This window comes from Pelagibius sp. (assembly GCF_965249265.1).
Taxonomy (GTDB): domain Bacteria; phylum Pseudomonadota; class Alphaproteobacteria; order Kiloniellales; family Kiloniellaceae; genus Pelagibius.
This window is the reverse complement of record NZ_OZ252224.1, coordinates 4,536,325-4,560,827: the sequence shown is the minus strand read 5'-3', so window position 1 is coordinate 4,560,827 and position 24,503 is coordinate 4,536,325. Positions and strand designations below refer to the sequence as shown.

22 protein-coding genes are annotated in these 24,503 nt (G+C 64.2%); 17 read left to right on the top strand and 5 right to left on the bottom strand.

Features of this window, described 5'->3' with window-relative positions; genetic code table 11:
- Positions 1-5 precede the first annotated feature (5 nt).
- Complete coding sequence (locus tag ACP146_RS21275; RefSeq protein WP_422368759.1) at positions 6-1,040, top strand: ABC transporter ATP-binding protein; 1,035 nt, start codon at positions 6-8, stop codon at positions 1,038-1,040.
- Entirely contained in the window at positions 1,040-2,029 is a 990-nt protein-coding gene (locus ACP146_RS21270; protein WP_422368758.1) for an ABC transporter ATP-binding protein, read from the top strand. The genes ACP146_RS21275 and ACP146_RS21270 overlap by 1 nt, the downstream gene beginning before the upstream one ends.
- 60 nt (positions 2,030-2,089) lie before the next feature.
- Here the strand turns inward: ACP146_RS21270 and ACP146_RS21265 are convergent, their stop codons facing one another.
- Positions 2,090-2,497 (bottom strand): diacylglycerol kinase, encoded by a 408-nt coding sequence (locus ACP146_RS21265; protein WP_422368757.1) that lies wholly within the window; start codon positions 2,495-2,497, stop codon positions 2,090-2,092.
- Between the two features lie 205 nt (positions 2,498-2,702).
- Between ACP146_RS21265 and ACP146_RS21260 the strand changes: the two genes are divergently transcribed.
- The gene (locus ACP146_RS21260) at positions 2,703-3,686 is read left to right on the top strand and encodes a flippase-like domain-containing protein (protein WP_422368756.1); all 984 of its coding nucleotides are present in this window, start codon (positions 2,703-2,705) and stop codon (positions 3,684-3,686) included.
- Positions 3,687-3,765: 79 nt separating this feature from the next.
- Positions 3,766-4,971, top strand: coding sequence for a 3-sulfinopropanoyl-CoA desulfinase (gene acdA / locus ACP146_RS21255; RefSeq protein WP_422368755.1), 1,206 nt, complete (start codon positions 3,766-3,768; stop codon positions 4,969-4,971).
- 304 nt (positions 4,972-5,275) lie between these two features.
- Here the strand turns inward: acdA and secA are convergent, their stop codons facing one another.
- On the bottom strand, positions 5,276-8,017 hold the full coding sequence (gene secA, locus ACP146_RS21250; protein ID WP_422368754.1) for a preprotein translocase subunit SecA: 2,742 nt from the start codon (positions 8,015-8,017) through the stop codon (positions 5,276-5,278).
- 186 nt (positions 8,018-8,203) lie between these two features.
- On the opposite strand from secA, the gene ACP146_RS21245 reads away from it, so the two are divergent.
- The 5 genes from ACP146_RS21245 to ACP146_RS21225 all read left to right on the top strand — a co-directional run bounded on the left by ACP146_RS21245 (position 8,204) and on the right by ACP146_RS21225 (position 12,491).
- A complete protein-coding gene (locus ACP146_RS21245; RefSeq protein ID WP_422368753.1) occupies positions 8,204-9,190 on the top strand; it encodes a peptidylprolyl isomerase in 987 nt (328 codons plus the stop codon).
- Positions 9,191-9,303: 113 nt separating this feature from the next.
- Positions 9,304-10,233, top strand: coding sequence for a peptidylprolyl isomerase (locus ACP146_RS21240; RefSeq protein WP_422368752.1), 930 nt, complete (start codon positions 9,304-9,306; stop codon positions 10,231-10,233).
- Positions 10,234-10,274: 41 nt separating this feature from the next.
- Positions 10,275-11,507: a bifunctional glutamate N-acetyltransferase/amino-acid acetyltransferase ArgJ gene (gene argJ, locus ACP146_RS21235; protein WP_422368751.1), complete on the top strand. Its 1,233-nt coding sequence runs from the start codon at positions 10,275-10,277 to the stop codon at positions 11,505-11,507.
- Between the two features lie 124 nt (positions 11,508-11,631).
- Positions 11,632-12,024, top strand: coding sequence for an 8-oxo-dGTP diphosphatase MutT (mutT, locus tag ACP146_RS21230; RefSeq protein ID WP_422368750.1), 393 nt, complete (start codon positions 11,632-11,634; stop codon positions 12,022-12,024).
- 194 nt (positions 12,025-12,218) lie between these two features.
- Complete coding sequence (locus ACP146_RS21225; protein ID WP_422368749.1) at positions 12,219-12,491, top strand: ribbon-helix-helix domain-containing protein; 273 nt, start codon at positions 12,219-12,221, stop codon at positions 12,489-12,491.
- An 11-nt stretch (positions 12,492-12,502) separates the two neighbouring features.
- Here ACP146_RS21225 and ACP146_RS21220 read toward each other — a convergent pair whose 3' ends face one another.
- The gene (locus tag ACP146_RS21220) at positions 12,503-13,462 is read right to left on the bottom strand and encodes a methyltransferase domain-containing protein (protein WP_422368748.1); all 960 of its coding nucleotides are present in this window, start codon (positions 13,460-13,462) and stop codon (positions 12,503-12,505) included.
- 136 nt (positions 13,463-13,598) lie between these two features.
- Between ACP146_RS21220 and ACP146_RS21215 the strand changes: the two genes are divergently transcribed.
- Together ACP146_RS21215 and grxC are read left to right on the top strand one after the other, a co-directional pair.
- Positions 13,599-14,387 carry a double zinc ribbon domain-containing protein gene (locus ACP146_RS21215; RefSeq protein ID WP_422368747.1) on the top strand — a complete coding sequence of 263 codons (789 nt, stop codon included), beginning with the start codon at positions 13,599-13,601 and terminating at the stop codon, positions 14,385-14,387.
- Positions 14,388-14,504: 117 nt separating this feature from the next.
- Positions 14,505-14,768, top strand: coding sequence for a glutaredoxin 3 (gene grxC / locus ACP146_RS21210; protein ID WP_422368746.1), 264 nt, complete (start codon positions 14,505-14,507; stop codon positions 14,766-14,768).
- Position 14,769: 1 nt separating this feature from the next.
- Here grxC and ACP146_RS21205 read toward each other — a convergent pair whose 3' ends face one another.
- Positions 14,770-15,363 carry a class I SAM-dependent methyltransferase gene (locus ACP146_RS21205; protein ID WP_422368745.1) on the bottom strand — a complete coding sequence of 198 codons (594 nt, stop codon included), beginning with the start codon at positions 15,361-15,363 and terminating at the stop codon, positions 14,770-14,772.
- Between the two features lie 29 nt (positions 15,364-15,392).
- Here ACP146_RS21205 and ACP146_RS21200 point away from each other — a divergent pair, with 29 nt between their 5' ends.
- Positions 15,393-15,815, top strand: coding sequence for a DUF1178 family protein (locus ACP146_RS21200; RefSeq protein ID WP_422368744.1), 423 nt, complete (start codon positions 15,393-15,395; stop codon positions 15,813-15,815).
- Between the two features lie 12 nt (positions 15,816-15,827).
- Here ACP146_RS21200 and ubiG read toward each other — a convergent pair whose 3' ends face one another.
- A complete protein-coding gene (ubiG, locus tag ACP146_RS21195) occupies positions 15,828-16,598 on the bottom strand; it encodes a bifunctional 2-polyprenyl-6-hydroxyphenol methylase/3-demethylubiquinol 3-O-methyltransferase UbiG (RefSeq protein WP_422368743.1) in 771 nt (256 codons plus the stop codon).
- A gap of 226 nt (positions 16,599-16,824) precedes the next feature.
- On the opposite strand from ubiG, the gene ACP146_RS21190 reads away from it, so the two are divergent.
- From ACP146_RS21190 to hisS, 5 genes are all read left to right on the top strand, one after another.
- On the top strand, positions 16,825-18,045 hold the full coding sequence (locus ACP146_RS21190; RefSeq protein ID WP_422368742.1) for an aspartate kinase: 1,221 nt from the start codon (positions 16,825-16,827) through the stop codon (positions 18,043-18,045).
- Positions 18,046-18,107: 62 nt separating this feature from the next.
- Entirely contained in the window at positions 18,108-20,387 is a 2,280-nt protein-coding gene (gene ptsP / locus ACP146_RS21185) for a phosphoenolpyruvate--protein phosphotransferase (RefSeq protein ID WP_422368741.1), read from the top strand.
- A gap of 153 nt (positions 20,388-20,540) precedes the next feature.
- Complete coding sequence (locus ACP146_RS21180; RefSeq protein WP_422368740.1) at positions 20,541-21,929, top strand: RodZ domain-containing protein; 1,389 nt, start codon at positions 20,541-20,543, stop codon at positions 21,927-21,929.
- Positions 21,930-22,059: 130 nt separating this feature from the next.
- A complete protein-coding gene (gene ispG, locus ACP146_RS21175; RefSeq protein WP_422368739.1) occupies positions 22,060-23,220 on the top strand; it encodes a flavodoxin-dependent (E)-4-hydroxy-3-methylbut-2-enyl-diphosphate synthase in 1,161 nt (386 codons plus the stop codon).
- A gap of 17 nt (positions 23,221-23,237) precedes the next feature.
- Positions 23,238-24,494 carry a histidine--tRNA ligase gene (gene hisS / locus ACP146_RS21170; protein ID WP_422368738.1) on the top strand — a complete coding sequence of 419 codons (1,257 nt, stop codon included), beginning with the start codon at positions 23,238-23,240 and terminating at the stop codon, positions 24,492-24,494.
- The last annotated feature ends 9 nt before the right edge of the window (positions 24,495-24,503 follow it).

Sequence of the window (24,503 nt, the reverse complement as noted above, 5' to 3'; positions counted from 1 at the left end):
CAGTTATGACGACAGACAACACAGGCGCAGCCCCGAAGGTTCTGGAGGTCAAGGATCTCGATACCCGCTTCGCAACCCCTGACGGTGAGGTACACGCTGTCAACTCGGTGAGCTTCGACATCGCCAAGGGCGAGAGCGTCGGTGTGGTCGGCGAGTCCGGTTCCGGCAAGACCCAGATCTTCCTGTCGATCATGGGGTTGCTGGCCAAGAACGGCCGCAGCATCGGTTCGGCGCGCTATCGTGACAAAGAACTTATCGGGATGTCGCCGCGCGAGCTGAACAAGATCCGCGGCGTGACCATGTCGATGATCTTTCAGGACTCCATGACCTCGCTCAACCCCTTTCTGCGCATCTCCAGGCAGATGACCGAGGTACTGGTGGAACACAAGGGGGTCAGCGAGACCGAGGCGCGCGCCCGGAGTATCGAGTTGCTCGACCGGGTCGGTATTCCCGGGGTGAAGGCGCGTTTCGATCTCTATCCGCACGAGTTCTCCGGCGGTATGCGCCAACGCGTGATGATCGCCATGGCGCTGCTCTGCGAGCCGGACCTGCTGATCGCCGACGAACCGACGACGGCGCTCGATGTCACCATCCAGGCCCAGATCCTCGACCTCATGGGCGATCTGAAGCGTGATTTCGGCACCGCCATCATCATGATCACCCACGACCTCGGCGTGGTGGCGGGGCTCTGCGACCGGGTCATGGTGATGTATGCCGGCCGGGTGGTCGAAAAGGGCGACGTGCGCGACATCTACTATCGTCCCCAGCATCCCTATTCCCTCGGGCTGCTGGGGTCCATGCCGCGGCTGGACCAGGCCGGCGCCAGCGAGTTGAATGCCATTCCGGGCCAACCGCCGAACCTGCAGGCGCTGCCGCCGGGCTGCGCCTATCAGGAGCGCTGCCCCTATGTCTTCGATACCTGCCGGGTCGAGGCGCCGGCCCTGCAGGCCCTGGACGCGCGGCGGGGCAAGGCCTGTCATCTGGATTCTCTGGCCGATCAACAACCGACAGCGCAGAACCAAAATCAGGGGGGAGTGTGATGGCGGCCCCAATTCTTTCGGTCCACGATCTGAAGGTCCACTTCAATATCCGCACCGGCGGCATCTTCGCCGGGCGCTATACGCCGCTGAAGGCCGTCGACGGCGTGAGCTTCGAACTGAGTCCCGGCGAGACCCTCGGCATCGTGGGCGAATCGGGTTGCGGAAAGTCGACCCTCGGCCGGGCCGTTCTGCAGCTCATTCCGCCGACCGACGGCAAGGTGGTCTGGCTGGGCGAGGATCTCTCCGGCCTCGATCACGACGCCCTGCGCGCCAAGCGCCAGGAGATGCAGATCATTTTCCAGGACCCGCTGGCCAGCCTCAATCCGCGCATGACGGTGGGGGAGATCATCGGCGAGCCGCTGCGCACCTTCGAACCGAACATCGGCAAGGATGCGATGAAGGCGCGGGTGAAGGACATGATGGCCAAGGTCGGCCTGCTGCCGCAGATGATCAACCGTTATCCGCATGAGTTCTCCGGCGGCCAGTGCCAGCGCATCGGTATCGCCCGCGCCATGGTGCTGGGGCCGAAGCTGATCATCTGCGACGAGCCGGTCTCCGCCCTGGATGTGTCGATCCAGGCGCAGATCATCAATCTTCTCATGCGCCTGCAGGAAGAGTTCGGCCTCTCGCTGCTCTTCATCAGCCACGATCTTTCGGTGGTCCGCCACATCAGTCAAAGGATCATGGTGCTCTACCTCGGCCGGGTGATGGAGATTGCCGACCGGGCCTCGATCTACGAGTCGCCGCGGCATCCCTACACCAAAGCGCTGATCTCCGCCGTGCCGATCCCCGATCCCGACAAGGAACGCAACAAGCACCGCCTGGTGCTGCAGGGCGATCTGCCGTCACCCATGGCCCCGCCCTCGGGCTGCGTGTTCCGCACCCGCTGTCCCAAGGCGACCGAACTCTGCGCCGAGCAGCGCCCACCGTTGGAGGAAGACGGCAGCGGCCACAGCCGCATGGTCGCCTGCCATCACTGGCGCGAATAGACAGCGATCAATGCAAGGCGGCTCGCTGGGTTGCGGATTGGCGATGCCGTGCTGCGGGCGCTATGCCAGGGTATCGGCGATCATGACGATGCCGAGCAGGAAAACACCGAAAGACGCCACCACCACGGCGGCCGCGGACATGTCCTTGATGGCCTTGATGCGGGGGTGAAGATTGCCGTCGATGTGATCGATGACCCGCTCGATTGCCGAGTTGATCAGTTCCAAAGCCAGCAGCAAGGCCGAACAAAGCAGGGCGACGCCCCACCAGACCATGGCGGGTTCGAGAATGACCAACGTGGTCACCATGGCCAGGGCGCCCAGCACATGATTGCGGAACCCTGCTTCTTCGCTCCAGGCGGTGATGATCCCGCTCCAGGCATAGCTTAGGCGGGCAAAGCGGACCGGCGGCGCGGCCAAGCTTAGTTCTTCGACGCGTTCCTGAGGTTTCTGCTCTCTATCCTGATTCATCGCGGCCAATCACACTAATGGAATAAACGGAAAGCTGTTTGGGGGCTTTAGTCTTTGATTCAGAACCCCTTAGATAGGTAACACTGACTGTAATGAAAGATCCGTAACCAGCCTGGGGAGACCGCCGGTTGAGGCGTTGCACAAATGTGACAGGTCATCTGGCGGTCTGCCAACAGGCAATTCAACGACTTTCGGTCGATTTGTAGTGAGTAGACTCGCTCTTCCCGCACTTTTCATCGGCCTTGCTCTGGCGGTGGCTGTCGTCGCCTGGCAGGGCTTCGGCGATGTTGCCAAGGCCTTGAGCGAGGCCGGTTTTCGCCTGCTTTGGCTGGTGCCTCTGTTCCTCATACCCCTGTTGCTTTCCGGTCTTGCCTGGTCGGTGATTTTTCCGGCGGGGAATCGTCCCTCCCTACAGCGGCTTTGCCTGGCGTCCTGGATTGCGGTTTCGATCAATTGGCTGTTACCGGTGGCCCAGATCGGCGGCGAGGTGGCCAAGGCGGTCTGGCTGGCGCGGCGGGCGGCGCCGGCGCCGATGATGGTGGCGACCGCCATTGTCGACAAGGTGCTGCAGACCGCCGGTCAGGCCTTCGTCGCTCTGATCGGCGTCGGCCTCGTTCTCGTTCTGGCCAGCGACAGCGCGGTGGTGCCCGGCGCGGTCCTCTTCGCGGTTCTGCTTCTGGCCCTGATTCCGGCATTCTTCCTGGCCCAGCGCCGGGGACTGCTGCTCCGTCTCGTGGCAGCCGGCGAGCGTGTGTTCATGAAACACCTGAAGGGCCGGGAGGCCGGCGGCCTCGTCGAACGCCTCGGCGGGCTGGATGCGGCGCTCAGCGCCGTCGGAGCGGCACCGGGACGGCTCTTCGCCCATCTCGTCATCCGCCTTGTGTCCCGTCTGGTCCTCGCTGCCGAGGTCTGGCTGGCGCTTGCCCTGCTCGGCCATCCTGTCAGTGTTCTGGAGGCGCTGATGATCGAGTGCCTGGCCCAGACGCTGCGCTCCGCCGCTTTTGCCGTGCCCGGTGCTTACGGCGTTCAGGAAGGCGGCTTCGTTCTGCTCGGCGCCCTGGTCGGTGTGCCGGCGGAGGTGGCGCTCTCGGTATCCCTTGCCAAGCGCATGCGCGAGCTGCTGGTCGGCCTGCCCGGGCTGCTGTTCTATCAGATCAGCGAAGGCCGCCTTGCCCTGGCGGCACGCTAGGGTATGACCATCCGCAGATCGCCTTGACCGCCGGCCCCCGGGGTTCCCATACTCGCCGCTCAACAAAAGGCGGAGAGTGATGGCACGGCTGACGGCGGAACAGGAATCCATCAAGGCGCGGGCGGCTCAGCTTGCCGAGGCGGTAATCGCGCCGATGGCGGCGGAGGTCGACCGGCAGGAGGCCTATCCCTGGAACAACTGCCGGGCGCTGCGCGAGGCCGGCTTCTTCGGCATGACGATTCCGCGGGACTACGGCGGTCCCGGCCTGGGTTATCTAGAAGCGACCCTGGTGATCGAGGAGATGGCCAAGGTCTGCGGCGTCACCGGGCGCATCGCAGTGGAAGCCAACATGGGCGCCATCGGTGCCATCATGGCCTATGGCAGTGAAGAGCAGTGCCGCCTGGCGGCCGCGCAGGTCTTGGCCGGCGACAAGCCGGCGATCTGCATCACCGAGCCGGGCGCGGGCTCGGCGGCGACGGAAATGACCACCCGCGCCGACAAACAGGGCGACCGCTATGTCCTGAACGGCGGCAAGCATTGGATCACCGGCGGCGGCGTTTCGCGGCTGCATCTCATCTTCGCGCGGGTCTTCGAAAACGGCGTCGAACAGGGCATCGGCGGCTTCATCGTCCTGCGCGATCCTGAGACGGGAACACCCAAGGGTTTAACCGTCGGCCGCCGCGAACCAACCATGGGCCTGCGTGGCATCCCGGAAACCGAAATCCTCTTCGATAATCTGGAAGTGCCGGAAGACATGCTGCTGCGCCCGGAACAGGGGCTGCGGCGCGGTTTCGGCGCCTTGATGGAAGCCTATAACGCCCAGCGTGCGGGGGCGGCGACGGTGGCCCTGGGGATTGCCCAGGGCGCCTATGAAGAAGCGCTGGCCTTCACCCAGAAGCGCGAACAGTTCGGCCGGCCGATCTGTGAGTTTCAGGGCCTGCAGTGGATGCTGGCGGATATGGCGACCCAGCTTTCCGCCGCCCGCGGGCTGATCCGCCAGGCAACCGACTGCGCGGGCTTTCCCGATGCCCTGGAAGCCGCCCAAGCCAAGGTCTTCGCTTCGGAAATGGCGATCAAAGTCACCAACGACGCGTTGCAGCTCTTCGGCGCCGCCGGCTATTCACGCAGCAACCCGCTGGAGCGCATGGTGCGCGACGCCCGCATGTTCACCATCGGCGGCGGCACGGCACAGGTCCTCAGAACCATGATCGCCGGGCGCATCCTGGGGCGCAAACTGCCGCAGAGCCGCGACGGCTATCTAAACCTGGCGCGGGCCGGCGACTGAAGCCATCTGGGTTTCCCGGCGGATTTGGCGCTCTGTCACCCTCGGGCTTGTCCCGAGGGTCCGTGCGTCAGCGACCCAAGCGTCTGATAGCGTGATTTCCCCAGTGCAGATCCGGGTTTGATGGAATCGCGTCAGCGATCGATCCAACCCGGTGAATCTGCTCTAACTGTTTGATGCGATCGGATTCAAATGTTTTGGCGCAACCACAAAGTGGTTCCGCAAAACATGATCCGATCCAGTGCAGGTCGCAGCTTGCCATGTCGATGGATGCTCGGAACAAGTCCGAGCATGACGACAAATCGGCTCAGCCCAGCTTGCCGTGGCAGTGCTTATACTTTTTGCCGGAACCGCAGGGGCAGAGCGCGTTGCGCGGCGTCTTGCCCCAGGTGGTGGGGTCGTTGGGATCGATTTCCGCAGCGGCGGCGCGGCTTGAGACGGGTTGCTGGCGCGGTGGCGGCGCGGCTTCGGGCGGCGCACCGTCGGCGCCGGCACCTGCGCCTGCCAGGGCGACGTCCTGGCGGCCTTCATGCATTTCCTGCTGCGGACGCGGCACCACGACCTCTTCCATCGAGGGGCGCAGTTCGACGCGGCTGAGCAGGCTGATGGTCTCTTCGCGCACTTCCGACAGCATGTTTTCGAAGAGATCGAAAGCCTCGCGCTTGTATTCGATCAGCGGGTCGCGCTGGCCGTAGGCGCGGAGCTGAACGCCCTGGCGCAGGTGGTCGAGAGAAAGCAGATGGTCTTTCCACTGACGATCGAGGACCAGCAGCAGGATCTGTTTTTCCAGGCCACGCATCATCTCCGGTCCGAAGTTCGCCGACTTGGCGGCCATCTTCTGATTGACGCCGCCGGTGATGCGTTCGCGGATCTCCTGGTCGGCAATGCCCTCTTCCTTCGCCCAGTCGTGAACCGGCAGATCGAGGCCGAAGAGCCGCAGCGCCTCCTCGTGCAGGCTGTCGATCTGCCACTGTTCGGAATAGGCATTGGCCGGAATGCAGCGCTCGACCATCGATTCGATGACTTCCTCGCGCATCTCGGCCACGGTTTCGCGCACGTCTTCGGCGCGCATCAGGTCCTTGCGCTGCTCGAAGACGACCTTGCGCTGGTCGTTCATCACGTCGTCGTACTTCAGGATGTACTTGCGGCCTTCGAAGTGGCGCGCTTCGACCTTTTGCTGCGCCTTTTCCAGTGCCTTGTTGACCCAGGGATGGACAATGGCCTCGCCTTCCTGCAGGCCGAGCTTCTGGAGCATGGAGTCCATACGCTCCGAACCGAAGATGCGCATCAGGTCGTCTTCCAGGGAAAGGAAGAACTTGGAGGCGCCGGGGTCGCCCTGGCGGCCCGAACGGCCGCGCAACTGGTTGTCGATGCGCCGGCTTTCGTGGCGCTCGCTGGAAATCACGTAGAGCCCGCCGGCTTCGAGCGCCACCTTCTTGGCCTCGGCAATCTCCGCCTCGATCTTCTCGATCTTTCTTGCGCGGGCGGCTTCGTCTTCGATGGCAGCGGCCTCCTGGCTGATGCGCATCTCCAGATTGCCGCCGAGCTGGATGTCGGTGCCGCGGCCCGCCATGTTGGTAGCGATGGTAACGGCGCCGGGCACGCCTGCCTGGGCGATGATGAAGGCTTCCTGTTCGTGGAAGCGGGCGTTCAGCACCTGGTGCTTGATCTTTTCTTTGGCCAGCAGGCCGGCGAGCAGCTCGGACTTCTCGATCGAAACCGTGCCGACGAGGATCGGCTGGTTGCGCCCCTGGCAGTCGCGGATCTGCTCCAGGATCGCCTGATGCTTTTCGTCGGCCGTCCGATAAACCTCGTCGTCGAAGTCTTCACGGATCACGGTGACATTGGTCGGAATTTCGATGACTTCCAGGCTGTAGGTTTCCTGGAACTCGGTCGCCTCGGTCATGGCCGTACCGGTCATGCCGGCCAGTTTCGGATAGAGCCTGAAATAGTTTTGGAAGGTGATCGAGGCGAGGGTCTGGTTTTCCTGCTGGATCGAGACGCCTTCCTTGGCCTCCAGGGCTTGGTGCAGACCTTCCGAATAGCGCCGGCCCTCCATCATACGGCCGGTGAATTCGTCGATGATGACGACCTTGTCATCCTTCACGATGTAATCGGTGTCGCGCTGGAACAGCTTGTGCGCCCGCAGTCCCTGGTTTGCATGATGCAGCAGGCTGACATTCTGGATATCGAAGAGGCTGCCCTCTTCAATCAGGCCGGCTTCGCGCAGCAGTTCTTCCATGTGCTCCGCGCCGGTCTCGGTAAAGGTGACCGTGCGGGCCTTTTCGTCCTTTTCGTAGTCTTCCTCGACCAGAGACGGGATCAGCTTGTTGACGGCGACGTAGGATTCCGAGGAGTCCTCCGCCGGACCGGAGATGATCAGCGGCGTGCGCGCTTCGTCGATCAGGATGGAATCAACCTCGTCGACGATGGCGAAATTGAAGTCGCGCTGGACCATTTCTTCCAGGCTGAACTTCATGTTGTCGCGCAGGTAGTCGAAGCCGAACTCGTTGTTGGTGCCGTAGGTTACGTCTGCGGCGTAGGCGGCGCGGCGCTCTTCCTCGGTCAGGCCGTGGACGATGCAGCCGACTTCCAGTCCGAGAAAGCGATAGACCTGGCCCATCCACGCGGCATCGCGGCTGGCCAGATAGTCGTTCACCGTGACCACGTGCACGCCCTTGCCGCCGAGGGCATTCAGATAGACTGCCAGGGTGGCGACCAGGGTCTTGCCCTCGCCGGTCTTCATTTCCGAGATCATGCCCTGGTGCAGCACCAGGCCGCCGATCAGCTGCACATCATAGTGCCGCTGGCCCAAGGTGCGCTTGGCGGCCTCTCGCACCGTCGCAAAGGCTTCCGGCAGGATGTCGTCGAGGGTCTCGCCGGCGGCGAGCCGCTTTTTCAGAGCCTCGGTCTGCCCCTTCAGGTCGTCGTCGCTCAGCTCCTGAAGTTTGGGCTCCAGGGCATTGATCGCCGTAACAGTTGAATGGAGGCCTTTCAGGAACCGGTCATTAGCGGTTCCAAACAGCCGCTTGGCGAGCGCGCCGAACATGTTAAATCCTTAGAGCAAAGAAAGGGCCGGGGCCGGAATATCCGTGCAGTGACACATAGGGCCCTGGCTTCAGGCTGTCAACGATGGCGGCTGGGGCCTTCTCGCCCCTTGTGATATGGCCCTCGGCATGCATGATGCGTAGCGGTGAGCCTTGGGGACGCGGACTTCAGGAGAGGTAGAGCAGCAGTGGCCAGTCTGCCCGCCTTGCAGGCGATTTTTCGACGGATATCTGCCGTTTTTGGTGTGTTCCTGCTGTTCACGGCGGCGCCGTTGGCGGCCCAGGAGAGCGGTGAGGATCTGCTTCTGCCGCTGCCCAAGTCGGCGCTGGACGCAGAGGGCGCGGATGCGGCAGAGGACAAGGCCGAGGTTGCGCGTCTCGGCGATGCCATGGAACAGATGGCGCTTCAGAATCCGGTCGTGGCCCGCGTCAACGGTCATGAAATCCGCTGGGCCGCGGTGATGGCCTCGGCCCAGGATCTGCCGGAACGCTACCAGGAACAGTTGGAATCGGTGTTTCCGGCCCTGCTGGACCGCCTCGTCGATGTCCGCCTGCTGGCCGAAGCGGCCCGGGAGCAGGGCTTGAGCGAGGACGAGGAGGTGCGCCGCCGCCGTGTCGAATTGGAAGACCGGCTGCTGTCCAACGTCTTTCTGGAGCGCTATGTCGCCGAAAACGTGACGACGGCCGCGGTTCGGGCCCGCTACGACGCAATGGTTGCGCTCAGACGCGCCAATCTTGAGGTGCGCGCCCGCCACATCATCGTCGAGACCGAGGAGGAGGCTGAAGCGGTCATCGCAGAGCTGGATGCCGGCGAGGTTTTCCCGACCTTGGCGCGGGAGCGCTCCATCGGTCCCTCGGCGGAGCGCGGCGGCGATCTCGGCTACTTCTTCTCCCGCCGCATGGACCCGGATTTTGCCGAAGCCTTGAACGCGCTGGAGCCGGGAAGCTACACGGCCGAGCCGGTGGAGACCGGGTTCGGCTGGCATGTCATCCTTCTGGTCGACCGCCGCGACGATGACGTTCCCTCTTTTCTCGATATGCGTGACCAGTTGCGTGAAGAACTCACCCGCGAGGCCATGGGCCGTCTGGTCGGCAGTCTGCGTCAGCGTGCCTCTTTGGAAATGTTTCCCGAAGATACGGCCTCGGGCGCCGGCGGCGAGAGTAGCGATCAATGATCCCCGACGTCGGCGACCCTGCGCAAAAGCGACAAGCACCGGAAGACAACATACATTCTGCCGCATTCCCGCGCCGATCCCGGCCCAGCGGCTGCTTAAGGAGATTTCCCCAGATGTTCAGAAAACCCCTGGCCGCCGCCCTGCTTTTCAGCGGCGCGATGCTGGCCTCCCAACCCGTTCTCGCCCAGGACAGTGCAGCGGATCCCGCCGCCGAGGCGCCGGAAGAGAACGCCGTCATTGCCCGCGTCAACGGTGACGAAATCCGCCAGTCGGACCTCATCGCCTTCATTCAGACCCTGCCGCCGCAGTTGCAGGGACAGGCGGCCTTTCTGATGCCGCAGCTGGTTCAGCAGTTGGTGAACAACGCCCTGGTGACCGATGCCGGCCGCAAGGCCGATCTGGCCGAGGATGCCGAAGTGCAGGCGCGCGTGGCGGAGATCGAAGGCATTATTATCCGGCAGACCTATATCCAGCGCACCATCGATGCAAGGGTTACCGAGGCGCGGCTGGGAGAGGCCTACGAGGCTTATCTCGCGGAGAATCCGCCGCAGCCTCAACTCGTGGCCCGCCATATTCTGGTGGAGACCGAGGACGCGGCCAAAGCGCTGATCGTCGATCTGGACGGCGGCGCCGACTTTGCCGCGCTGGCCGAAGAACACTCCACCGGTCCCAGCAAGACCAACGGTGGTCAATTGCCGCCGTTTTCGGCCGGCGAGATGGTGCCGGAGTTTTCCGATGCCGCCTTTGCCATGGAGGTCGGCAGCCATTCGGCCGAACCCGTGCAAACGCAGTTTGGCTTTCACATCATCAAGCTTGAAGAAAGCCGCATGAGCGAACCGCCGAGCATCGAGGCCTTGGACGGACAGCTCCGTGAGCAGATTTCCCAGGAGGTTGTCGAGGAACTCTACGCCGAACTGCGGGAGCGCGCCGAGGTCGAGGTTCTGCTCGGCGGGCCGGAGCCGGCGGAAGAAGCAGCCCCGGAAGCCGCTCCTGAAACGGCCCCGGAAGGGACTCCCGAAGCGGCCCCCGAAACCAGCAACTAAAGACAGCACGCAGTGCAGGGTATGTCTGTGGAGGCCGCGTCGTGGCTTTGAAGAGATCTCCCTTGGCGCCGCGGCGCTTTCCGTCGATGCCTGCGGTGACCGGTGTCACCCTGGCCACGGCGGCTTGCGGTATCAAATACAAGGGCCGGACCGATCTCTGCATGATCGCCTTCGAGCCCGGCAGCACCGTTGCCGGGGTTCTCACCCGCTCCAAGACCGCCTCAGCGCCGATCGAGTGGTGCAGGGCGCAGCTTCCCCGCGGACGCCTGCGCGCCATCGTCGTGAATTCCGGCAATGCCAATGCTTTCACCGGCAAGGCCGGAACCGCCTCGGTCGATCGCATCGTCGCCGCCACCGCCAAGCGGCTCGGCTGTAGGCGTGGCGAGGTACTGGTTGCCTCGACCGGCGTTATCGGCGAATCCCTGCCCGACGGACTGGTGGTCGGCGAGCTGGCGAAACTGACGTCCGGTCTGAAGCCCGATGCCTGGAAGGCCGCGGCGGAAGCGATCATGACCACCGATACTTTTCCGAAGGGGGCCTCTCGTCTCAGCGAGATCGACGGCAAGCCGGTCACCCTCTGCGGTATCTCGAAAGGCTCGGGCATGATCGCCCCGGACATGGCGACCATGCTGGCCTTCGTCACCACCGATGCCAAGCTTCCCGCCCCGGTTCTGCAGGCGCTTTTGAAAAGGGGCGCCGATCAGAGTTTCAACAGCATCACCGTCGACGGCGATACCTCGACCAGCGATACGCTGCTGCTGGCCGCGAGCGGCAAGGCGAAGCATCCGCGGATTACTTCTGCCGGAGACCGTCGCCTTGAACGCTTCAGGGCCGATCTGGAATCCCTTCTCCGCGATCTGGCGCAGCAGGTGGTACGTGACGGTGAGGGTGCCGGCAAGTTTGTCACCATAACGGTCAGCGGCGCTGCGTCGCGGGTGGCGGCGCGGCGCATCGGTCTGGCGATCGGTAACTCGCCGCTCGTGAAGACGGCCATCGCCGGCGAAGACGCGAATTGGGGGCGCATTGTCATGGCAGTCGGCAAGTCCGGCGAGCGGGCCGACCGCGACCGCCTTGCGATCCGGATCGGCGGTGTCGCCGTTGCGGCTGCCGGTGAGGTGGTTCCGGGGTACGATGAGGCGCCGGTCGCCGCACACATGAAGGGCGCAGACATTGAAATCGAGGTGGATGTCGGCGTCGGCCGCGGCAAGGCGACGGTCTGGACCTGTGATCTGACCCATGGATACATCTCGATCAATGCCGACTATCGGAGCTGACGGCTTGCCGGATACGCCGGGTAACGCATCGCAACCAGATGACTCTGGGCAACCAGACGGTCCTGGGCAACCGGACAGCGCCGGCTGCTGGAGCGCCGACGAACGGCAGGGCGAAGCGCAACCCATGTTGCTGGTTGCGGCGGCGGCTTTGGTCGACGCAGACGGCCGGGTTCTCCTAGCCCAGCGCCCCGAGGGCCGTTCCATGGCAGGGCTCTGGGAGTTTCCGGGCGGCAAGGTCGATGCGGGCGAAACACCGGAAGCCGCGCTGGTCCGGGAACTGCAGGAAGAACTGGGCATCGACACGCGGCAAAGCTGCCTTGCGCCCATAGCGTTTGCTTCGCATGCCTACGAGTCGTTTCATCTGCTGATGCCGTTGTACGTTTGCCGGACCTGGCGCGGTACGGTGCAGGCGCGCGAAGGCCAGGCGCTCGCCTGGGTGAAACCGCCGCGCCTCGGTGACTATGAAATGCCGGCGGCTGATGCACCGCTGATCGCCGTATTGCGCGATCTTCTTTAGTTTGTTCACCTACGGGTCGCGGCCTGAGCGTGCCCTCAGCCGCCGAAGCCCGAGGAATTTCGTTGACCAAGGTCGATCTCTACGACATTCCCGGGTAGGTCTCTTGAAAGCTTGCTACTGGTGGTTGTCGGACGTTAAGATCGACCGGTAAATTAGTTCCGGATTATTGATTAGAGATATTCCCTCGGAGGCTTGTGTCTACTCTTATCAGTCGTAACATCACGCTTTCGGACAGACGTACGAGCATCCGGTTGGAACCGGAAATGTGGGATGCGCTCAACGAAATCTGTACCCGTGAGTCCAGGACGGTTCATGATCTCTGTGCGCAGATCGATCGTGAACGGACTCAATCCGGACTGACGGCCGGTGTGCGTGTCTTTATCCTCAATTATTTCCGTGCCGCCGCCACGGAGGATGGACATGCGGGGATTTCGCACGGCGAAAACCCGAAAGCAGCACAACGCTAGCGGCTTCCAGGTTATGAAGGCTCAGGGCGTCCAGCCGTTCTACCTACCGGTAGAGCGGTATCTCCGCTTGCGATCTCCTTACTGTCGAGCGCTTCGGCCAAGCGTGCAGCGGCGCTGCCGGGACGCAATGGCTGTGGCTGCGAGGCATCAGGCCGCCAGCCCGTCAGGTAGATGATCTCGAACCGTGCCGGGATGCGGCCCTCGCCGTCGCCGTAACGCTCGGCATAGATCGCCGCGGCGCGCAGCAGGGTTTGACGGCGTGTCACGCTGCGCCGGCGGTTGCGGTCCAGATTGGTTTCCCCCATGCCCCTGAGGTCCTGCATCAAGGCAAGGGCGGAGGGGTAGGTGACCGTGATGCTGTCGATATCTGTAACCGGCAGGGCAAAACCGGCGCGCTGAAGCAGGCCGCCCATGTCGCGCAGGTCGGCAAAGGGCGAAACCCGCGGGCTGACCCCGTCCTCGATCTCGATCTCCGCCTGCATCAAGGATTCGCGCAGCTCTGGCAGGCTGTTGCCGCCGATCATGGCGGCCAGAAACAGGCCGTCCGGCTTCAGTGCCTGACCGATCTGCAGAAGGCAGCCGGACAGATCGTTGACCCAATGCAGGCTGAGGACGGAGACCACGAGGTCGAGGGACGCGGTGGCGAAGGGAAGGGCTTCTTCGTCGCAAACCAGGGCAGCGTTGCCGTTGCCCGCGGCCAGCCTGGCCATGGCCGGCGAGAGGTCGGCTTGGAGCAGCTTTTCCAGTCGGCCGTTGTGCCGTTTGCGCAGGATTTCAGCGGCGATGCCGTTGTGACAGCCGAGGTCGAGGGCGAGGGGGAAAGTCCGCCTGATGTCCTCCAGCCGCTCGAGCAGACGTTCGCCCACTTCGCGGATCAGAAAGTCATGGCCGGCGATACCAGCCGCCGCCCGGTCGCGGTGCAGCCGCAGGCCCTGCCGGTCGAAGATTTCAGGCGACTCACTCATGTCCATCAATATGGCTTCCGCCGCCGCTCCGGGAAAGCCCAAGGCGAGAACCCACATCAACAGCGGCTCAAGGCAGGTAAAGTCTTTGACCGATTGACCCGCGCCAAACGCTCCATCAGATTTGTCGGGAATGGAAAAGAACATGGCACCCAAGGGCGCACTGCGGCGCACCGTATCGGGGACGGCGGTTGCCGCCTGGCGGGGCGCCGTTGACCTTATCCTGCCGCCCCGCTGTCTTTCCTGTGGTCTCCTGATCGACCAGCAAGCGGCGCTCTGTGTTGCCTGTTGGGCGGCCATGAGCTTCGTCAGTGAACCTTATTGCAGCCGTTGCGGCCTGCCTTTTGATCACGATCCCGGCCATGATCCGCACCACGGCGCCGAGGGTGGTTTGAGCTGCGGTGCCTGCCTGCGCAACGATCCGCCTTTTCAGCGGGCGCGCGCGGTATTGCGCTATGACGACGCGAGCCGCCGGCTGGTTCTGGGCTTCAAACACGCCGACCGCACCGAGGCCTCCGGAACCTTTGCGCTCTGGATGGAACGGGTGGCAGCCGACTTGATTGCGGACTGCGACCTCATTGCCCCGGTGCCGCTGCATTGGCGGCGGCTTTTTCTGCGCCGCTACAATCAGGCGGCCCTGTTGTCCGAGGCGCTGGCAAAGCGCAGCGGACTGCCCGGACTGCCCGACCTGCTGGTGCGCCGCCGGGCGACCCCCAGCCAGGGCCGGCTGAGCGCCGATCGCCGCCGCCGCAACGTTGCCGGCGCCTTTGCGGTGCGCCCCGGGCGCCGCGATGCCCTGCGCGGCCGCCGGCTGCTGCTGGTCGATGACGTCATGACCACCGGCGCGACGGTCTCGGCCTGCGCCCGGGCCGCTCTTTCGGGCGGGGCCGCGGCGGTGGACGTCGTGGTTCTCGCCCGCGCTCTGCGCGATTGAACCGGCAACCCCTGGACGAGCAGCCCCTTCGGACGACTGCGCCCCTGGACAACGGCCCCTCGGAGGCCCACTTTCTCGGATGGGGTAGTTGGAAGTTCTATGGGTAGGTCGTTAATCATGACGAAGATCGAAGTCTATTCGAGCATGCTTTGTCCTTTCTGTTACAGGGCCAAGAAGCTGCTCGAAAAGAAAGGCGCCGCCTTTACGGAAATCGATGTGATGTTGAATCCGCGGCGTAAAGCCGAGATGGTGGAGCGGAGCGGCGGGCGCACCTCGGTGCCGCAGATCTTCATCAATGACCGGCACGTCGGCGGCTGCGACGACCTCTATGCGCTGGAAGCGGGCAACAAGCTGGAACCCCTGCTGCAGGCCGCGACTTGAGTTAATCACGGCGGGCGCAGATCCGCTGGACGGCGGCGGGTTTGGGCGCGCTGACCTCCAGATCCTCGTAGGCCAGCACCCGCAGGCCGCCGCCGAAGCACGTCAGCAGTTCGCCGGGCTCAAGCAGGAAATCGGGGTTGCTTGGTCGGCCGAATTTCTCGTTTCCCCGGGCGAAGGTTTCGTAGAGCAGCAGTGCGCCGGGCGCCAGCGCGGCGGCGATCGACGGCAAGAGCGGCCGGTAGAGATAGTTTGTGACGACGATGGCGTCGAAACGGCGGTTCAGAAAGGCGGGAACGCCGCCGGTTTCCAGATCGCAGGCCAGGATCTCCAGATTCGCCTGCTGGTCCGGTCCTTTAAAGCGCGAGACGTCGCGGTCGACGGCCAGAACCGGGTGCCCGAGGTCCAGAAACAGCCGGCTGTGGCGGCCGGAGCCGCAGGCCAGGTCCAGGACGCTGCCGCCAGACCTGACAAGCGGCGCAAAGCGCACGATCCAGGGCGAGGGGGCGGTTGCTTTCGCGGGCGGCTGGCCGTTGTTTTCGGGACCTTTCGTCCGGATCTGCGGACCCTGTCCGCTTTGACTATCACCTTGTTTCAAGAGGCTTCTTTCGCTAAGGCTAAAGGACCATGATTGTCTTCGACCTGAAATGCCGCAAGGATCATGTCTTCGAGGCGTGGTTCCCCGACAGCGCCAGCTATGCCGAGCAGGTGGCCGCGGGCAAAGTGCTTTGCCCGGTCTGCGGCACCAAGAAGGTCGAAAAGGCGCTGATGGCGCCCAATGTCGCCAAGGGCGAGGCGCGGCAGGTTGCGGTCGCCGACAAGGAAAAAGCGGCGAAGATCCGCGGCATGCTTAAGGAAATTCGCAATCACGTGGAACAGAACTGCGACTATGTCGGTCCGCAGTTCGCCGAGGAGGCGCGGAAGATCCACTACGGCGAGGCCGAGACCCGCGGCATCTATGGCGAGACCTCTGACGCAGAGGCTCAGGCCCTGGAGGAAGAGGGCGTCTCCGTCCAGAAGGTTCCCTGGCTGCCGCGAGAGAATTCTTAGGCCGATCCCGCTTCAGTCCGGCCTCTCAGCCAAAATCATGTAGTTCACATCCAGGTCGCGCGGCGCCAGCCGCCAGCGGTCGGTCAGCGGATTGAAAGCGACGCCGGTCATCTCGGCGATCTCCAGCCCGGCCCGCCGCAAGCCCTGGCTCAGTTCCGAGGGGCGGACGAAGCGGCGCCATTCGTGGGTCCCCCGCGGCAGCCAGCGCAGCACGTATTCCGCGCCGACGATGGCCAGCAGGAAGGACTTGGGGGTACGGTTCAAGGTGGCGACGATCATGACGCCGCCTGGGCGTACCAGGGCTGCCGAGGCGCCCAGGAAGCTGTCCACATCGGCGACATGTTCGACCACCTCCATATTGAGGACGGCATCAAAAGTATCCCCCGCCGCCGCCAGATCCTCGGCCGTGGCATGGCGATAGTCGATGTCGAGTTTCGATTCCGCGGCGTGCAGAGCGGCGATACGGATGTTCTTCTCTGCCGCATCCAGGCCCGTCATCTCGGCCCCCAACCGCGCCAGGGGTTCGCTCAACAATCCGCCGCCGCAGCCGATGTCCAGCAGGCGCAGCCCGGCCAGCGGCCGTTCTTCCTTGGGGTTGCGGCCGAAGTGACGGCAAAGGCGATCACGAATGTATTCCAGGCGCACCGGGTTGAAGCGATGCAGGGGGCGGAATTTGCCGTCCGGGTCCCACCAGGCCTCCGCCATGGCGGTAAACTTGGCGATCTCCTCCGGATCGACGCTGGCCGCGGCGGTGCCTTCCTTGTGCTGCGCGACTTGGCTCATGCTGTTTCCTTGTCAGATAACGGGCCCTATCGGGAATTTAGGCCATTCGGGAAAAAGGGGAATGCCTGCCGATTTTCAATGCCCTGCCTGACCCCGCGCAGACTTGCGTCGAGGGGGCGCTAAGAGTATGGATATCCGCCGTCTTTTGGGCAATGCCCTGCCCGGGAGATTGCAGCCGCAAGATCGGCGTCACGCTTGAGATCACCGCCTTAGACCAGGGACAGCTATGGCCCGCATTGTGATGAAATTCGGGGGCACTTCGGTTGCCGATCTGGATCGGATCCGCAATGCCGCGCGCCGGGTGAAGGCAGAGGCCGATCAGGGCAACGAGGTTGCCGTGGTGGTCTCCGCCATGGCCGGGGTCACGAATTCCATGGTCGACCTGGTCCGCGACGCGGCGGTTCTGGCCGACCTGCGGGAATATGACGTGATCGTCTCTTCCGGCGAACAGGTCACCGCCGGCCTGCTGGCCATCGTGCTTCAGGACCTCGGGGTTTCCGCCCGCTCCTGGCTCGGCTGGCAGATTCCGATCCGCTGCGATGACGCGCACGGCAGCGCCCGGATCGAGGGCATTGCGGTGGACGAGATGGAGCGCCGCTTTGCGGAAGGCCAGGTCGCCGTCGTCGCCGGTTTTCAGGGGGTCGACGCCCAGGGGCGGATTGCGACGCTCGGCCGTGGCGGTTCCGACACCTCGGCGGTGGCGCTGGCGGCGGCGTTGAATGCGGAGCGCTGCGACATCTACACCGATGTGGACGGCGTCTACACCACCGATCCGCGGATCGTTGCGAAGGCCTGCAAGCTGGATAAGATCACCTACGAGGAAATGCTGGAGATGGCCTCTCAGGGGGCCAAGGTGCTGCAGACCCGTTCGGTCGAGATGGCCATGAAGCACCATGTCCGTATCCAGGTTCGCTCCAGTTTTTCGGACAACCCTGGTACCCTAGTCGTCGACGAGGAAGAGATCGTGGAACAAGCCGTTGTCAGCGGAATAGCCTACAGCCGGGACGAGGCCAAAATCACCCTGCTGCGGGTTCTGGATCAACCGGGCGTCGCCGCGAAAATCTTCGGCCCATTGGCCGATGCGGCGATCAACGTGGACATGATCGTTCAGAACATCTCGGCGGAGACCGACCGCACCGATCTCACCTTTACGGTCAGCAAGTCGGATTTGGAGCGGGCCGAGGAGGTTTTGCAGCGCAGCCAGGGGGAACTTGGCTTCGACCAACTGCTGTCGGATCCCAATGTCGTGAAGGTGTCGGTGATCGGCGTCGGCATGCGCAGTCACGCCGGTGTCGCCCAGCAGATGTTCAAGGCGCTGGCCGACCGCGGCATCAATATCCAGGTGATCTCCACCTCGGAGATCAAGGTCTCGGTGCTGATCGCCGAGGAGTATACTGAACTGGCGCTGCGCGGGCTGCACAGCGCCTACGGCTTGGATGCCGCCTAGTTGCGGCGCGGCGATGCGATTACTCCTCTAAAGCAACTGTTGGCGCGGCGGAGCCTTCGGATATGACCGCCTCTTCTGACTTGGAACACGGCTGGGCAGGCTCGCGCCGCCTCCTGCGTCTGCTGCGCGACCTGATGAAGGCCGGCGGTTCCAGCCAGGAACGTCTGGACAAGGTCGTCGACCTGATCGCCCAGCATATCGTTGCCGAGGTCTGCTCGGTTTACGCCATGCGCAGCGGCGAGACGCTCGAACTCTTCGCGACCAAGGGCCTCAAACCGGCGGCGGTGCATAAAACCAAGCTGCAGGTGAACGAAGGTCTTGTCGGTCTCATTGCCGCCCAGGCCCGGCCGGTCGCCCTGGCTGATGCGCAAAGCCACGCAAATTTCGCCTACCGTCCGGAAACCGGCGAGGAGATCTATCACTCCCTGATGGGGGTACCGATCATGCGCGGCGGTCGGGTGCTCGGGGTTCTGGTGGTCCAGAACCGCACGCAACGCAGCTACGGCGAGGAGGAGGTGGAGGCGCTAGAGACCGTCGCCATGGTCCTGGCGGAACTGCTGTCCGGTGATCGTCTTCTGGAGCACGCCGGCAGCGGGCAGGACGACGACAACGGCCCGATGCCGGCGCGGCTCAGCGGCATCGCGCTGAACCAGGGGCTGGCCATCGGTGTCGCGGTACCGCATCACCGCGGCATCGTGATCTCCCAGGTGGTCAGCGAAAACCCCGAGGCCGACCGTGAGCGCCTGGATGCCGCCATGGGCGAGATGCGCAGCGCCCTGGACGCCATGCTGGCGCGTCAGGATATGGCGCCCGAAGGCGAGCACCGCGAGGTGCTGGAAACCTACCGCATGTTTGCTGACGACCGCGGCTGGCTGCGGCGCATGCATGATGCCGTGCGCGGCGGCCTGACGGCCGAGGCTTCGGTGCAGAAAGTCCAGAACGAGACCCGGGCGCGGATGGCGGCCATCAAGGACCCCTATCTGCGGGCCCGTCTCGCCGATCTTGACGACCTCGGCAACCGCCTCCTGCATCATCTGCTGGGGCTCGACGAAAAGCGCCGCGACGACCTGCCGGAGAACATGGTGCTGGTCGCCCATGATCTGGGGCCCGCCGAGCTGCTCGATTACGACCAGAAGCGTCTGCGGGCGGTGGTTCTGGAACAGGGCGCCCCCACCTCTCATGTCGCCATCGTCGCGCGCGCCCTGCAGATCCCGATGATCGGGCGCTGCGACGGCATCACGACCCAGATCGGCGACGGCGAGAGTGTTATCGTCGACGGTGAAACCGGGCAGGTTCTGCTGCGGCCCAGCAAGTCGGTGCGCGCGGGCTTCAAGGAAAGCATTGCGCACAAGGAACGGCAGCAGGCGGCGTTTCGGGCGGTGCGCGATCTGCCGTCGGTTACCCGCGACGGCCAGGAGGTCACCCTGCTGATCAATGCGGGGCTGATGATCGACCTGACCCATCTGGAAGATGCCGGGGCGGAGGGGATCGGACTCTACCGGACCGAGGTACCCTTCATGATCCGCGATTCCTTTCCCGGTGTGGAAACCCAGGCGGATATCTACAGCCGCATCCTCGATGAGGCCGGCTCCAAACCGGTTGCTTTCCGCACCCTGGACGTCGGCGGCGACAAGCTGCTGCCCTACTGGCGCGGCGGCCAGGAAGACAACCCGGCGATGGGCTGGCGGGCGGTGCGCATCGGCCTGGACCGGCCCGCGCTGTTGCGCCAGCAGCTTCGTGCCCTGTTGCGGGCGGCCGCGGGGCGCAACCTTATCGTCAAGTTTCCGATGATCAGCGAAGTGGCGGAGTTCGAGGCCGCGAAAGCGCTGCTGCAGCGCGAGATTGACCGTGAGAAGGCCCTGGGAGACCGGCTGCCGGCGGATATCAAGGTCGGCGCCATGCTGGAGGTGCCGGCGCTGGCTCTGCAACTGCCGCAGTTGTTGCCGCGCTGCGACTTCCTGTCCCTCGGCAGTAATGATCTGATGCAGTTCCTCTTCGCGGCGGACAGGGGCAACCCGCGGCTGGCCCGGCGCTACGACGGGCTTTCACCGGCAATGCTGACGCTGGTGCGCGATGTTGCCCGCCAGTGCGATGCCCATGGCGTTCCCCTGACGGTCTGCGGCGAGATGGCGGGACAGCCGTTGGAAGCGCTGGCGTTGCTGGCTTGCGGGGTGCGGCGGCTTTCCATGGCGCCGGGCTTCGTCGGACCGGTGAAGACCATGGTCCGCAGCCTCGACCTCAACGAGCTGACGATTAACATCAATCGTTTATTAACTTTACCCGATCACAGTATCCGAGAACAGTTAAGGTCCTATGCGCTCGAGCAGGACATCCCCATCTAACGCGTTGCTGTGTCGAAGAGAAAATTGTTAACTTGTCGGGATTGTGGTGCCGGTCAATCTGGCTTTCGCGGAACAACCGTTCGAGGACGGCTCCCGTTAGCCCGCACCTGCAGGGCAAAAAACAGTCCCGATTGCAGAATCTGGTGAGGACCTGTGGCCCAGACAGCCAAGAAAAGCGAGCCGAAGCTCGTCGATCCTGACAAAATCTCCGAGGTGGTTTCCGAACCCGCGCCGGAGATTGCCGTCCCCCAGGCACTGGAAGGCGAAAAGGTCGCCGATACCCTGATTCGGGCGCGCCAGCAGTATGGCCAGGATCTGCGCTCGATCGCCCAGGTGCTCTGCATTCGCTATTCCTATCTCGATGCCATCGAACGCGCTAATTACGAGAATTTGCCCGGCGCCACTTATGCCGTCGGTTTTGTTCGGACGTATGCCGAATTCCTCGGCCTGGACGGCGATTCCATCGTCGAGCGCTTCAAGAACGAGGTGCAGGGCCTGGACGGTCAGACCAAGCTGCATTTTCCGACCCCGGCGCCGGAGGGCAAGATGCCCGGCGGCGCGGTGTTCCTGGTTGCGGCCCTGCTCTTTGCCGGCGCTTACGGGGTCTGGTTCTATCTGTCCAACAAGGGTGAGACGATTTCCGATCTGGTCTCGCCGGTGCCCGAGCGGCTCCAGGAACTGGTGACCGAAGAACCGCCGGCGGAAGCGCCCGCCGTAGCGGCGGTGGCGAGCGGCAGTCCGGCGACGGTCGAGACAGAAGCCGCTGCATCTGCCGAGACCACCGACAGCACCACAGCAAGCGTTGAAACCGCGCCGACGGCGCCTGCTGCCGCTTCGACGGCCAGCGAGCCGGCAGAAGCGGCTACCGCCGAGGCGTCAGTGCCCGCGCCGGCCGAAGCCTCTGCCGGCCAGGCGGCGCCAGAGGCGCCCGAAGCCGTGGAAACGGCGCCCTCAGCCGCAGATCCGCTGGCTTCCGAAGACGCCCCGCAACAGTCCGCAGCGCTGCCGGTTACACCGTCGAATACGGCTGACTCCTCCTCGGCGCCCGCCAACGAAGCACCGCAGCCGGCACCGGTGGTGACCTTCGAGCAAGCCGAGCCACCGCTCGCCGCTGCGCCGGCGTCGGAGGCCACCCAGTCGGGCGAGACCGGCGACAGCTCCTTGGCCGCCGGTTCCGGCCAAACCGCCTATGCCATTCCGGCCGCTCCGACGAACGGACAGCCCAGCAGTTTCCTTCTGAATCAGGAACCGCAGGTCTATGGCGGCGACAATACCGATGCCCGGATCGTTTTGAAGGCCACTCAGGATGCCTGGGTCCAGGTTCGCGACCGCGAGGGAACGCTGCTGCTTACCCGGGTGCTGCGCGTCGGCGACAGCTACCGGGTGCCGAATCAAGAGGATCTGACCCTTCTGACCGGCAATGCGGGCGGTCTGGAAATCACGATCGACGGCACGCCCCTGGCGCCGCTGGGCCCGGTCGGGGCGGTTCGCCGCAATGTTCCCCTCGATCCCGAGCAACTCTTGAGCGACGGCGGTCGCTAGAGCACACCCGCTCTGATCCGGCCTTCCGGCCAGCCTTGAAGTTTCTGCGGTTTCAGCGCATCTTGCGCGCGATGGCGTGACCCCGTCTCCGGCGGGTCTCTCGCAACCCGCTGCCCGCAGGAAGGATCGCATGAGCGTAAGGCCCTATCGGGACATTTACCGGCGCAAATCGCGCCAGATCCATGTCGGCTCGGTGCCGGTGGGCGGCGACGCGCCGATCACCGTGCAGTCGATGACCAATACGCTGACCAGCGATGTGGAGGCGACGATCGCCCAGGTCCGCGCTCTGGAAGTGGCCGGGGCCGATATCGTGCGGATCTCCTGCCCCGACGAGGAATCGACTGCGGCGTTGAAGAAGATCGTGCCGGAGGTGACGGTTCCCATCGTTGCCGACATCCATTTCCATTACCGCCGCGGGATCGAAGCGGCCGAGGCCGGTGCCGCCTGTCTGCGCATCAACCCCGGCAATATCGGGTCGCGCGAGCGGGTGCGCGAAGTGGTGAAAGCCGCGCGGGACAACAACTGTGCCATGCGCATCGGCGTCAATGCCGGCTCTCTGGAGCGCGAGCTGCTGGAGAAGTACGGCGAGCCCTGTCCCGAGGCGATGGTCGAGTCCGCGTTGAACCATGCGAGGATTCTGGAAGACGAGGACTTCTTCGAGTTCAAGATTTCCTGCAAGGCCTCCGACGTATTTCTCGCGGTCGCCGCCTACACCGCCCTGGCGGAGGCCTGTGACTATCCCCTGCACCTCGGCGTCACCGAGGCCGGGGGCCTGCAGAGCGGCACGATCAAGTCGTCGATCGGCATCGGCAACCTGCTTTGGGCCGGGATCGGCGATACCATCCGGGTATCGCTCTCAGCCGACCCGGTGGAGGAAATCAAGGTCGGCTTCGACATCCTGAAGTCTCTCGGCCTGCGTCACCGCGGCGTCAATGTGATCTCCTGTCCCTCCTGCGCCCGCCAGCAGTTCGAGGTCATCAAGACCGTCGAGGTTCTGGAAAAGCGTCTGGCCCACATCACCACACCGCTCACCGTCTCGGTCATCGGCTGCGTGGTGAACGGTCCCGGCGAAGCGCTGATGACCGATGTGGGCTTTACCGGTGGCGGCCGCGGTACCCATCAGGTCTACATCAACGGACTGCCCGACCATCGCCTGAAGGACGACAACATCGTCGATCACCTGGTGGAGATGGTGGAGCGCAAGGCGGCTGAGATCGAGGCGGCCAAGGCGGCAGAGGAAGCCGGCGAGGGTGCCAACGAAAACACGGTAGCGGCCGCCGCGGCCTCTTAGCCCCTCCGGAGAAAATCTTGAGCAGCCTGCAGCCCGTCAGGGGTACCCACGACCTTTTGCCCGAGGCCATGCGCCGCCACCGCGCGGTGGTAGAGGCGTCGCGCATGATTGCGTTGCGCTACGGGTTTCAGGAGATGGCGACACCGATCTTCGAGTTTACCGAGGTCTTCAAGCGCACCCTGGGCGATACCTCCGACGTCGTCACCAAGGAGATGTACACCTTCATTGCCGGTGGACGGACGGAGGAGACCGACAGCATCACCCTGCGGCCCGAGAACACCGCCGGGGTCGCGCGCGCCTTTATCTCCGGCGGCCTGGCCCAGCAGATTCCGGTGAAGGCCTTTTATGCCGGGCCGATGTTCCGCCATGAGCGTCCGCAGAAGGGCCGCCAGCGGCAGTTCCACCAAATCGGTGTCGAACTGATCGGCGTGCCCCAGCCCCAGGCCGACATCGAGGTCATCGCCTGCGGCGCGCACATTCTGGAAGAACTCGGCCTCGGCGACGCCGTGGTGCTGGAACTGAATACCCTGGGCGATCCGGCAAGCCGGGCTGCCTATCGTGCGGCGCTGGTCGAGTATTTCTCCGGCCACATCGACAGCCTGTCGGAAGACAGCCGCAGCCGCCTGGAGAGGAACCCGCTTCGTATTCTCGATTCCAAGGACGAGGGAGACCGCAAGCTGGTCGCCGGTGCCCCGCTCTTCGAGGCCTACCTGAACCAGGAGAGCGTGGACTTCTTCGCGGCCGTGCGGGCCGGTCTCGACAATCTCGGCATCAACTATCAACTCAATCCGCGGCTGGTGCGCGGTCTCGACTACTACTGTCATACGGCTTTCGAGTTCACTACCGACCGACTGGGCGCCCAGAGCGCGGTCATGGCCGGCGGGCGCTATGACGGCCTGATCAAGACCATGGGCGGGCCGCAGACCCCCGGCGTCGGCTGGGCGGCGGGGATCGAGCGTCTGGCCATGCTGAGTGACTGCAAGGAGCCGGCGCCGCGCCCCGTCGTTGTTGTTCCTGTCGGTGAGGCGGCGGCGGTGACGGCGCTGGCGCTGACACAGCAACTGCGCCATGCCGGGTTTACCGTCGAACTGGGCTACTCGGGCAACCTGAAGAAACGCCTGCAGCGGGCAAACAAACAGAACGCGCGCGCGGCGCTGCTTCTGGGCGATGAGGAGTTGGCGTCGCAGTCTGCGACGCTGCGTGATTTGGATTCGGGAGAGCAGGAGCTCGTCTCCCTCAGTTCTTTGGTCGAGCGCCTCTCCCGCCTCGCTTAGCGAAGCCGC